Here is an 11,582-nt window from a genome sequence, read left to right as displayed (position 1 = left end):
GCCGCGCAGTCTAGCGGGGCCGCAGTTGCTCCACATCCCCGGCGAGCACCCTTTCCAGCGAGCCCCCGGCCGTCCGCACCAGCAGTGCACCCGACGTGTCGATGTCTTCAGCCACACCGCGCAATTCCGACCCGCCGGTACGCACCAGCACCTCCTGGCGCAGCGTGGCGGACAGCTCCTTCCAGCGCGCGCGCACCGGCTCGAAGCCCACCTCGTGGTGCAGATCCAACCACTCCTCCAGGCGGCCCCAGAGGGACGCGGTGAAGAGGGCCCGGTTGACGCGCCGGCCCAGCGCCTGGGAGAGCGACGTGGCGGTGCTGGCCACCTCGGGCGGGAAGTGCTCGGGGCCCGCGTTGAGGTTCACGCCGATGCCCAGCACCACGAAGTGCACCCGCTCCGGCTCCGCGGACAGCTCCGTGAGGATGCCCGCCACCTTGCGGCCGCCGATCTGCACGTCGTTGGGCCACTTGATGAGGGCGTCGGCATCCGCCTCGCGCAGCGCCTCGGCGAGCGCCACCGCGGCCACCAGGGTGAGCTCGGGGGCGCGCTGGGGCGGCAGCTCCGGCCGGAGGATGGCGGAGAAGTACAGGTTCAACCCGGCCGGCGACACCCACGTGCGGCCCCGGCGGCCCTTGCCCGCAGTCTGTTGATCGGTGATGACCACCTCGCCGTGCTCGGCACCGTCCGCCGCCAGCCGGAAGGCGGCCTCGTTGGTGGACGGCAGCGACTCGTGGAAGTGGATGCTCTGGCCCAGGTCGTGAGTGGACAGCAGCGGCGCCAGCTCCAGCGGCGAGAGCCGATCCGGCACGTCCACCAGCCGGTAGCCCCGCGCGGGCACGGCGTCGATGCGGTAGCCCTTCTCGCGCAGCGACTGCACGTGCTTCCACACCGCGGTCCGGGACAGGCCCAGCTTGGCGGAGAGCGCCTCGCCCGAGAGGAACTCCTCCCGCCCGTCCGCGAGGAAGCCGAGGATGATCTCCTGCTGCGTCTGCTCGGCGTTCTCCGTGACACCCATGCCGCGAACCTCCCTGGAAAAAGGGCTCCCAGGGTAGGGATCGGCGGCCCCGCTTTCAACAGGCCCCGCCGGGTGGTGAACCTTCGCTCGGATGCCCGCCTGCCCTCCTAACGGCTGGCGAGCAACACTCCCGGGCCTTCCTCGATGCGGATGACCTGGGTAGGTGCACGTGTGCTGCGCAGTGAGTCGATCCACTGCACGGCGGCCGAGACGTCCGCCTCGCGGGTGTCGTGGGTGAAGACGACGATGGTGGCGTGCGCGTCCGCGGGACGAGGCGGGCGCTGGAGCACCGAGTTGATGCTCACCCCCTTCTCGCCCAGCACGCTGGCGATGCGCCCCAGCACACCGGGCTCGTCGCTCACGGAGAAGCGCAGGTAGACGGGCCCGCGGCGCTCCCCGGAGGACAGCAGGGGCACGTCGTGGATGTGGGGCGGGCACGGCAGGGGCAGCCGCCCGGAGACGCCGGCCAGGAGGTTGCGGCAGGTGTCGATGATGTCGGACACCACCGCGCTGCCCGTGGGCAGGTCTCCGGCGCCCCGGCCCGAGTAGAGCGAGGCCCCCAGCGCCGCGGACTGGAGAAGCACCGCGTTGAAGGCGCTGCTCACGTCCGACAGGGGGCTGGCCGAGGGGATGAAGGCCGGGTGCACGCGCACGTCCAGTCCCTCGGGGGCCCGGCGCGCCGTGGCGAGCAGCTTGAGCACGTACCCCGCCTCGCGCCCGTAGGCGATGTCCGTGGGGGTGAGGCTCGTAATCCCCTCCACGAGGATGGACTCGGGGGACACGCGCGCGGAGAAGGCCAGCGAGGCCAGCAGGCACAGCTTCTGCGCCGCGTCCATGCCGCTCACGTCCAGCGTGGGATCCGCCTCCGCGTAGCCGAGCTCCTGCGCGCGCCGGAGCGCGTCCGCGTAGCTGGCCCCCTCGTTGGCCATGGCCGAGAGGATGAAGTTGGTGGTGCCGTTGACGATGCCGGTGAGCGACTCCACCCGGTCCGACGCGAGCGCCTCGCGCAGCGTGCGGATGATGGGGATGCCGCCGCAGACGGCGCCCTCGAAGTGCACGTCCACCCCGCGCGCCAGGGCCTTCGAGTAGAGCGCCTCTCCGTACGCCGACAGCAGCGCCTTGTTCGCCGTCACCACGTTGCGGCCCGAGGCAATGGCCTGCTCGAGGTACTCGCGCGAGGGGCTCAGCCCTCCCATCACCTCCACCACGACGGAGACGTCCTTGTCCTCGAGGATCGTCTTCATGTCATGGGTGATGAGCGAGGCGGGCACGTCCTCGGGCCGCGCCTTGCCCGCGTTGCGCACCAGCACGTGGCGCACGCGCACCCGGGCTCCCAGGCGGCGCTCGATGTCCTTCGCGTGGTTGGCGAGGATGCGGTACGTCCCCAGTCCCACGTTGCCCAGTCCCAGCAGGGCGATGCCGATCTCTTTCACGTGACTCCCTCCCCTGCGTTGTTCAGCGGCCCGATTCCTGGAGCTTGTAGGACGCCAGCTCCAACCACGTCTGCGGCAGGCGCTCGCCGTTGCTCTTCTCGGCGGACACGTCGATGCGCACCAGTCCCACGCCCTCGGCGAAGGTGAGCGCGTTCACCAGCGTCGTCTCCGCATCCACGCGGTTGCGCGCCTCCACCCGCACACAGTGCTGGAAGGAGCCCGCGGGCGCCTCGCAGGGCACTCCCGCCTGGAGGATGCGGTAGCGCTCGGTGGAGGACACGGACACCACGTTGGTCCACTGGGTGCCCTCGGTGAGCGGTCCGCGCAGCAGGTAGCGCTTGCGATCCCTCACGCCGAAGCCGTCCACCGAGAGCTGCCCGCCCTGGTTGTCGTGGAAGTACCCGTCCTCCTCCTTGAGCACCTCCACGTCCACCGTCCGGTCCGCGCGGCCGTTGACCCGGTACGTCCAACGGTTGCCCACGGCCAGCGGGTAGTACGCGGCCAGGGAATTGGCGGCGGGACGGGTCTCCCGCTCGGCCACCTGCTGCCGGCTCGAGGAGCATGCGCCAGCACCCACCACCAGCAGCGAGGCCCCGAGGCCCCACCGTACGACAGACGAAAGCTTCATAGGTGTCAGTGTTCCGCGCGGTCCGTGCCGCGCGCCTCCGGAGCAGAGAGCTTGCGTGATGCCAGGAGTGTATCCAGTGCCTGCTGGGCCGCGGCCTGCACATCCGGCTGATCGTGGCCCTGGGCCACGGTGAAGAGGTATGCCTCGGCCTCGGGTCCGCCGATCTCCCCGATGGCGAAGACCACCTCCTGCACGAAGCCGATCTCCCGATCCTTCACCAGGTCGATGAGCGCGGGCACCGCATCCCGCGCCTTCATCTCCGCCAGCGCGCCGATGGCCTGACGCACCGTCTGCGGATCGTCTTCCTCCTGGAGCTGGCTGATCAGCAGCGGCGCCGCCGCGGGGTTGCGCCGGTCCGCGAGCACGCGCAGCGCGAACTGGCGGATGCGGTCATCCTGGGACCGCAGATCCTGAAGCAGCGCCGCGTCCGGGCGATCCACCGCCGCCAGCTGGAGCGCGGCCGCCTGCGTCACCTGGCTGAGCGCACGGCGAAGGGCCTCGCGCAGGGCCTCGCGCCGGGCCTCGGCGTCCTTGCGCTCCACGCGCACCTCGCCCAGCCCCACCACCTCGTAGCGCTGATCGGTCTCCTCGCCCCGGCGCTCCATGGACAGGGTGACGCCCACCTCGGCGAAGGAGTACGCGCTGCCGTCCTTGAGCGCCTCACGGGTGAAGGGCAGCTCGAGCGTCAGCGTCCAGGCGCCCTGGGCACGCTTGTCCTTCCCGCCCTTGTCGCCCTCTCCGAGCAGCTCGAAGCGGCGGCTGTCGCGCAGCGTGCGGGCGAAGAGGTCGTGGACGTCCGTCGAGGCCCAACCGAGCAGGCCGTTGTCGACCAACGTCGCGCCCTGGATCGAGATGCGCGCGACCGGAAAGCTCGGCTCCCGCGAACGGCAGGCGCCGAGCATCAGGGCCATCAACACCATGAGCAGGCCGGGCTTCATACCGGCCTACCCTAACGCACTCCCGCGCGCCTCTCACGCGGGAGCGCGAGAACCTCAGGCGTTTCCACCCTCCGGCGAGCCGCTCCCCGAGGAAGCAGGCCCGTTGGCGGGGCTCGCGGGCTCCGGCTCCGAGGGCGCACGGGCCCCCTCGGCGACGGACTCGGCCTTCTCGGCGGCCACCCGGGCGTACTCCTCCGCGGCGGTGCGCTGGGCCTCGGCCGTGGCGGCGCTCTCCACACTCGGGAAGGGCGACTGCCACTCGGCGGCCGTCCTCGTGGCCTCACCCGGAGCCGCGAGGCCCTCGGCGCCCTCGGCGGACGTGGCCCCGGCGGCGGCGGCGGCACCCTCGGCGGGAGCGGCACCCTCGGCGGGAGCGGCACCCTCGGTGGACGTCACCCCAGCGGCGGCACCCTCGGCGGGCGTCGCACCCGCGGCACCGGCCTCACCCGGCGCGCCCTCTGGACCCCGGCCACCCCGGCCGCGACGGCCCCGGCGGCGGCGGCGGCGGCGCTTGCGCTCACCCGCGGCGGCGCCCTCTCCCGGCGCACCCTCGGGCTGTCCACCCCCGGCCACGAAGGCGCTCGCGGCCTCCAGATCCTCGTCCTCGCCCTCCTCGTCCCCCTCCTCGCCCTCCTGCTCCTCGGAGAGACCGGCGGGCGCGGTGGCCTCGGTGGGCGCGACGGCGGCGGCACCAGCACCAGCACCAGCGGCTCCGGCGGCCTCGGCCTGCTCTGCCTGGGCGGCGGCCTGACGCTCGCGGCGGCGCTCCTCGCGGCGCTCCTCCCGCTCACGCTTGCGCTCCTCCCGCTCCCGCTGACGCTCCTCGCGGCGCGACGGCGCGGCCGGCTCGGCGGTGCCAGCCTCGCGCGGAGTCTCGGACTCCTCGGCGCCCTCCTCGCCCTCGTCGGCGCGGGCCTGCTTCTCGCGCTGGCGCTCCTCGCGGCGCTTCTGGGCCTCGTCGGCCTCGAGCTTCGCCACCTCGAAGAAGCGCTCGTCCACGTCGTACAGCTCCACCGTGGTGACGGTCACCGCGGCCTTGGCCTCGAGGAACTTCTCGCCGAGCGCGTCCCCGCACCAGAGCATCACCAGCGAGCCGCTCGCCTGGGCCTCGGTGCGCGCATCGCCCCGCACGTCCCCGGCGCTCGCCAGCAGGCCCACCTGCGCCGAGTAGTGGCCCAGGTCCTTGCGCAGCTCCTGCACCGCCTTACGATCCAACGACGGCGTGCCCTTGAGCATGCGGATGGCGTAGCGCAGATCCACGCTGCCCTCGCGCTTGCGCGCGGTGAGCAGCGGGCCTTCCTTGGAGCGCTTGGCCACCTTCAGCTCGCGGAAGCCCAGCGCGTGCATCATCTTCACGACGGACTTCTCGAAGGCGCCCACCTCCAGTTCGCCCAGGCGCTTGCGCAGCACCCGCGCCACGGCCTTGCGCGCGTCCTTCACCGCGGCACGCGCCGTGGTCAGCAGCGCGGCGTCGGCCTGGGCCTCGGGCGTCGCGGCGGCGGCGGCACTTGCCCTCGGCAGCACCGGACGGCCGTCCTCGAGCGGAATGCCCAGCGCGGCGGCGAAGGCGGCCTGCAGCTCCAGCGGCGGAGCCTCGCTCGGCGCACCGGCACGCTCCAGCGCCACCGCTCCCGTCTCCTTCGAGAAGGAGAACTGGGGCCGGCGGCCCGCGTCGATGCGGCGCTGGTTGTCCTCCAGCAGCGCGGTGAGCAGCGCCTCCACCGTGGCGTCCTCGGCGGCCAGCTCCTTGGTCCGCGCCTGCTCCAGGATCTGGTCCGGGCGCAGGGCCTGGTCGGCCTCGCTGAGGATCTCGAACACCACCTCCGGAATGGGCGGGAAGCGGCGGCGGCGGCCACCCCGTCCCTCCTCCTCCTCCTCCCGGCGGCGCTTGCGCTCGCTGCCACGGCCGGCCACCCGCACGTTGTCCGTGCGCGGCTCCGGGTGACGCTCGACCGGCCGCAGGGGCGGCAGGCTCTCTTCAGGATGGGCTTCCATCACCCCCGTCAGCGCCAGCGCCTCGGCATCCTCCGGCAACGCCCAATCGGCGAGCGCGAAGGTGTCCTTGGCGGTGACGACCACCTTGCGATCGCGCGTCCTGCGGGCCATCGCCGCGAGCCGCGACAACATCGTCAGCTCGGGCGTCTTGCCCACGTGGGACAGCAGGTTCTGGGCGATCGACTTCTCGGTGATCTCGAGGAAGGTGAGGGGACGTCCTTCGCTCTCCAGCACGCGGAGAGCGGCCTCATAAAAAGTCATCGGCTAATTCCCCAACAAAATCGAACGGTTACAAAAATGTAGGTCCGTATAGGCGGCGGATGCTAGCCATCGCTATTCTGGGTTGTCAACGAATGGGGAAGGGATGATCCGCTTTCGCATCGGACATCGGTGGAAGCGCGAACCCGCGGAGGCGCCGCACGATTCCGTTTCGCTGGAGCTGGACGGGGTCAATCTGCTGCCCGGAGCGGTGGAGGAACCGCTCGTGGAGGCGGTGCCGGCGCTCGTGGAAGCCGTGACGGGGCTGCACGCGGGAGGGCGCCGGCTGGCGCAGGTGTCGCTGACGGAGGCGCACCTGGAGCTGGTGCTGCGCCGTTCAGGAACGGACATCGAGCTGCAGGTGGCGAGCCTGTCGCGGCCGGCCCGGCTGCTGCGCCCACCGCTGAGGCTGGACGCGGAGGAACTGGCGGAGGCGGTGCGGGTGGGAGGACAGGGGTTCCTGGACGACATCCGGAAGGTGGCCCCCCGGAGACTGGCGGGGGCGGCCGAGCAGGCCCTCGAGCGGGCGCTGAAGCAGCTGGAGGAGCCGGTCCACTTCCGGGAGGAGCGGCGTCCCGAGCCCTTCACACGGCGGGTGGCGCCACCGGGGGTGCCCGGCTTCGGCTTCGCGCTGGACGACGCGGATGACGTGCTGCGGCGCTCGGCGAAGGAGAAGGGCCCGGCGTTGGCGTCGCTGCTGTGCCCGGGAGAGGTGTGGCTGTCGCTGCCGGAGCGGCCGGTGGCCTGGCGCGCGCCGGGGCCGCCCTTCCTGACGGCGCTGGAGCTGGCGCGGCAGGCGGCGGACCTGGCGCGGGCGGTGGAGCTGGGCGAGCCGCGCTTCGGCCTGGAGCCCGCGGGGGTGCGTCCGGAGCTGACGCTGGACCTGAAGGCGGGCGAGGCGCGGCTGGGCGGGGCCACCGTCCCGCTGACGGGCCAGGCGCTGGTGGAGGCCATGTACCACCTGGGGCAGGCGCTGGGGGTGGCCATGTCCGAGCGCGAGCGGGCCCTGGCGGGCAACCCGTACCTGGTGGAGCTGGCCGAGCGCTGCCGGGAGGGGCTCTCGCACCTGCGCGGGCCGGTGCAGCCTCCCGAGGAGAGTGGGATGGCGATGGCCCGGACGGCCCTGTCCACGGCCGCCTCGCGCCCGTTGAAGGTGCCGGGACGCCTGCGCCGTCTGCGCTTCGATGACTTGTGGGTGCAGCGCAAGCTGGCGGACGCGGACCAGGGGCGGCTGATGCTGGGACGCCAGGGGCCGGTGTACTCGGCGCCGCAAATGGCGTGCGCCTTCGAGCGCAAGTCGGGCAAGCAGATCTGGCGGCGGGCGGCGACGCACGGCGTGGCGGCCTCGACGGACGGCTACAGCCTGGCGGCGAGCGCCGTGCGCGTCTGCGGCTTCCTGGGCCGGGGCGCGGGCGCACGCTGGCTGCATGATCACGATGGGCTGCGCATCGGCCCCCAGTTGCTGCGGCAGGACGGGCTGCTGCTCACGCTGTCGGATGATCGGATCGCCCTGGCCTACAACGAGGTGACGGGCCGGGAGATGTGGCGCCTGACGCCTCCGCGCACGCGGCGCAGCCACCTGAGCCTCCACGCCCACCGGGCGCTGCTGGCGACGGACTCGGGGTACCTGTACGGGTTGGATCTCTCGGATGGCCAGGTGCGCTTCCGGGTGAGCGCTTCCCTGCCCTTCCTGGGCGCCCCGGTGCCCTGGGGACGGCGCTTCGTGGCCACCCTGGGACAGGGCTCGCACTTCGCGCTGCTGCTCTCGGACGCGCACACGGGCGAGGCGGCGTGGACGTACGAGATGTCACTCGCCCTGCCCTCGGCGCCGCTGCCGAGCGGGAAGCGGCTGTACGTGGCCGGGGAGCTGGAGGGCGAAGGCGTGCTGCTGTGCCTGGATGCGAACGGCCAGACACGGTGGCAACGGACCCTGCACCTGGGGCCGGGGCCCTTCGCGCTGGCGAGGCTGCCGGGCGGAGTGCTGGTGACGTCGGCGTTGGGCGCGGCCACGCGGGTGAACGACGAGGGCGAGGTGGACTGGCGCGTGGGCGCGGCGGGCGAGCAACTCACCAAGGCGCTGCAGCCCATCATCTCGCGGGGGGTGGTGCTGGTGCCGGGCGAGCGCGTGCGCGCGGTGGATCCGGACAGCGGCAACGTGCTCGCGGAGGTGCGGGCCGGCGCGGGCCTGATGGCGCTCCAGGCCGATGCCCAGCTCAACCTCTACTTCCTGGACGAGCTCGGCACGATCTCGGCCTACCGGCTCGTCTCCCACTTCGCGGTCGTGAGTAGTTGAGAGTCTGGAGGCAGGTCATGAGCGTCACCCACGCATGGCGCCAGTTCGCGGCGCGGCTCGGGATCGAGCACCCCCTCATCCAGGCGCCGATGGCGGGCGTCACGACGCCGGAGCTGGTCGCCGCCGTGTCGAACGCGGGCGGGCTGGGCTCCATCGGCGCGCCCTACATGAAGCCCGCGGACATCGTGCGGCTCGCGCGGCGGGTGCGCGAGCTGACCGATCGGCCCTACCAGATCAACCTCTTCGCGCCCCAACCCGCGCCCGCCCCGGCGGACCCGAGCCGGATGCTGGCCGAGCTGGCGCGCTACCACCAGGAGCTCGGGCTCGAGCCGCCGCGGCCCCCCACCTCGCCGTTCCCGCCCTTCGAGGAGCAGGTGGACGCCGTGGTGGAGAGCGGAGCGCCGATCTTCAGCTTCACGCTGGGGATTCCACCGCACGCGGCACTCGATCGGCTGAAGGCGCGAGGCGTGGTGCTCCTCGGGACGGCGACGAACGTGCGGGAGGCGAAGCTGCTGGAGGCGGCGGGAGTCGACGCCGTGGTCGCGCAGGGCAGCGAGGCGGGCGGACACCGGGGCACGTTCGCGGAGCCCTTCGAGGCGGGGATGGTGGGCACCATGGCCCTGGTGCCCCAGGTCGCCGATGCCGTGCGCCTCCCGGTCATCGCGAGCGGAGGCATCATGGACGGGAGGGGGATCGCCGCCGCGCGCGTGCTCGGGGCGAGCGGCGTGCAGCTGGGCACGGCGTTCCTCACCTGCCCCGAATCGGGCGCCACGGCCGCCTACAAGGCCGCGCTCCGGGAGGCCCGGGATGACTCGACGGTCATCACCCGCTCCCTGTCCGGCCGTCCGGCCCGGGGCCTCGCCAACGCGCTGTCGGAGGCATTCCGGGAAGAGGGCACCCTCCTCCCCTTCCCGCTCCAGCACGCGGCCACGGGAGCACTGCGAAGCGCCGCGGCGGCCCGGGGGGACCCCCGCTTCATGACGCTCTGGTCGGGTCAGGCCGCCGCGCTCTCCCGCGGCCTTCCGGCGGCGGAGCTGGTGCGGCAGCTCATCGCGGAGTCCGAGCGGCTGGGATGACGCAGCGCCGAGATGTCCGGCTCAGGTGCTCTCGCGCACGATGCCCTGCCGGATGAGCTCCCTGGCCAGGAAAGGGAAGTGTCTCTGGATGTAGCTGAACTGCACCTCGCGGCTCTGGAAGAGCTCGTAGTAGGCGGCCCGGGCCTGGATGAATTCGTCGTCATTCAGGTCCAACAGCTCAATGGTCTCCTCGACGCGCTGATGCAGGTCTTCAGGTAGCCCTTCCGCCGGAATGACCTGAAGCGTGGAGAGCTCGAGCGCAAACCAACCATCCTGGACCTCGAACGGATCGAGCACGCGCTCCAGTGCGTTCTTGCGTGCATTCATCCGGAGGCAGGCGAGCCGGTAGTTGGACCACTCGTACGTCAGATCGCGATGCTTCGACTTCGGCAGGAGATGATCGACGGAGCGCGCGCCCGTCCCTCGCGGGATGTAGAGACTCGAGTAGGCACAGACGCCACGATAGGCGTGCCAGAGCTGCAGTGCGCAGTGTTGCCAATGCGGACGCAGTTCACCGTCCGGTGAAGCGAGATCGGACTGGCCCGGCTGACGGACCTTGGAGTCGAAATCCGGCGGCTCGGGCTGGGGCTCGACGTGGATCACGGCTCGATCCCCGCGGCCTCCGCACGGGCCAGCCAGCGAGGCCAGAAGGGATCCGTGTCCTTGAGCAGCCGGTAGAGCTCGTTGTGGATCTCCCGCACCTTCTCGATGGGCAGCTGCGGGTCCTTGAGGGCGGCCTTCGCGCGGGTGATGGCTTCCTCAGCCTCCACGGAGCGGGGTTCCTTGAGGTCGAAGACTTCCGACGTGAGCCAGGCGTTGGCATCGCCCCGAGGCCGCCAGTCGGCGCGCGTGACCTTCACCTCGCCTCCGACGAGGTCGAACATGAAGAGCGCGTCCTGCTCCGGGTCGAAGTGGGGCTCGACGGAGGCCAGCAACATCGGCGCGTGGGTGACCGCGAGGATCTGCACCTTGACGTCGGGACGCAGCTCACCGGCCACGGACAGCAGGGACGGCAGGATGAGCCGCTGCCAACGGGGGTGAAGGTGTGCCTCCACTTCGTCCACGAGCAGCACGAGGGATTTGGACGTCTCCTCCCGAAAAAGCTCGGCGGCTCGTTGGTGTTCCTCCCAGGCCCAGACGAGCAGGTAGGCCAGCCCCACGATCCGTTTGACCGCGGCGGATGCGTGGGTGAGCGGAACGGTGCCGTAGGGCAGTTCCAGCGTGGGAATATCCCGCACGTCGTCGATGCCGATGCGCGTGGGTTCTCCCGGAGTCAGAGGCTCCTGATCATCCGAGGAGAGCACCCGTAGGACACGTCGCAGACGATCGAAGGACTCCGACCTCTTGAGCTGCCAAGACACCCAATCGCGGATGAGCCCGTTACACACGACGCGGCCATTCCGCTCCAGGCCGTCCCAGAGTTCCTCGCGTGAGAACGCATATTCCGGCAATGGCGTCTGCACGCGCGACTGCCAGTGTGGGTTGTTCCGGATGGGATCCCACACGGAGAAACTTCCATCCACACGCGCGTAGAGGGTCAATGCCTGATGGGCTGCGAAGCCACCCGGATCGATCGGATAAGGCGGAATGGTTTGAGAGAAGCGATGACGAACGCCGTCATCCCTGACGATCGAGGCCTCGACCCTGGGCTTTCCCGGCCAGTCCTTCCTGGGCAAGGCGGTAAGCGACTCCCATTTTTGAGAAGTCAGCGCCCACCACGCCAGATCGAGCACGAACGTCTTGCCGAGGCCATTGTCCCCGGTCAGCAGGTTGAGACGCGGGGCGAACGAGAACGACATCCGAGGGCTCGGCCCCACTCCCTCCAGCTTCAGCCCTTCGAGCATGCCGCGTCCTCCTCACGCGAGGAGTAGCACCGTAGCGCGCTGAATCAAGAGCGGAGGCGGCGAGTGGCACCCCGAACAAGCCGCGGTGCCACCCGCCCGAGC

Annotated in this window: 9 protein-coding genes; 2 read left to right on the top strand and 7 right to left on the bottom strand. The window is 71.5% G+C overall.

Annotated elements, in window-relative coordinates; translation table 11 throughout:
* Nucleotides 1–10: 10 nt before the first annotated feature.
* The 5 genes from AC16DP_RS28600 to AC16DP_RS28580 form a co-directional block, all read right to left on the bottom strand.
* Entirely contained in the window at nucleotides 11–1,015 is a 1,005-nt protein-coding gene (locus AC16DP_RS28600) for a biotin--[acetyl-CoA-carboxylase] ligase (RefSeq protein ID WP_329726389.1), read from the bottom strand.
* Nucleotides 1,016–1,122: 107 nt separating this feature from the next.
* A complete protein-coding gene (locus AC16DP_RS28595) occupies nucleotides 1,123–2,448 on the bottom strand; it encodes a homoserine dehydrogenase (RefSeq protein WP_329726388.1) in 1,326 nt (441 codons plus the stop codon).
* Between the two features lie 22 nt (nucleotides 2,449–2,470).
* Nucleotides 2,471–3,076 (bottom strand): hypothetical protein, encoded by a 606-nt coding sequence (locus tag AC16DP_RS28590; RefSeq protein WP_329726387.1) that lies wholly within the window; start codon nucleotides 3,074–3,076, stop codon nucleotides 2,471–2,473.
* A 5-nt stretch (nucleotides 3,077–3,081) separates the two neighbouring features.
* Nucleotides 3,082–4,014, bottom strand: coding sequence for a HEAT repeat domain-containing protein (locus AC16DP_RS28585; protein ID WP_329726386.1), 933 nt, complete (start codon nucleotides 4,012–4,014; stop codon nucleotides 3,082–3,084).
* A gap of 54 nt (nucleotides 4,015–4,068) precedes the next feature.
* Nucleotides 4,069–6,270: an HTH domain-containing protein gene (locus AC16DP_RS28580; protein ID WP_329726385.1), complete on the bottom strand. Its 2,202-nt coding sequence runs from the start codon at nucleotides 6,268–6,270 to the stop codon at nucleotides 4,069–4,071.
* A 103-nt stretch (nucleotides 6,271–6,373) separates the two neighbouring features.
* On the opposite strand from AC16DP_RS28580, the gene AC16DP_RS28575 reads away from it, so the two are divergent.
* Complete coding sequence (locus AC16DP_RS28575) at nucleotides 6,374–8,560, top strand: outer membrane protein assembly factor BamB family protein (protein WP_329726384.1); 2,187 nt, start codon at nucleotides 6,374–6,376, stop codon at nucleotides 8,558–8,560.
* A 17-nt stretch (nucleotides 8,561–8,577) separates the two neighbouring features.
* Nucleotides 8,578–9,636: an NAD(P)H-dependent flavin oxidoreductase gene (locus AC16DP_RS28570; RefSeq protein WP_329726383.1), complete on the top strand. Its 1,059-nt coding sequence runs from the start codon at nucleotides 8,578–8,580 to the stop codon at nucleotides 9,634–9,636.
* 21 nt (nucleotides 9,637–9,657) lie between these two features.
* Here the strand turns inward: AC16DP_RS28570 and AC16DP_RS28565 are convergent, their stop codons facing one another.
* Together AC16DP_RS28565 and AC16DP_RS28560 are read right to left on the bottom strand one after the other, a co-directional pair.
* On the bottom strand, nucleotides 9,658–10,239 hold the full coding sequence (locus tag AC16DP_RS28565; protein WP_329726382.1) for an HNH endonuclease family protein: 582 nt from the start codon (nucleotides 10,237–10,239) through the stop codon (nucleotides 9,658–9,660).
* On the bottom strand, nucleotides 10,236–11,480 hold the full coding sequence (locus AC16DP_RS28560; RefSeq protein WP_483956893.1) for an AAA family ATPase: 1,245 nt from the start codon (nucleotides 11,478–11,480) through the stop codon (nucleotides 10,236–10,238). Before AC16DP_RS28560 ends, AC16DP_RS28565 begins: the two co-directional genes overlap by 4 nt.
* Between the last annotated feature and the right edge of the window lie 102 nt (nucleotides 11,481–11,582).

The sequence above is a fragment of the Archangium sp. genome (genome assembly GCF_057119385.1).
This window is presented reverse-complemented; position numbering and strand designations above follow the sequence as displayed.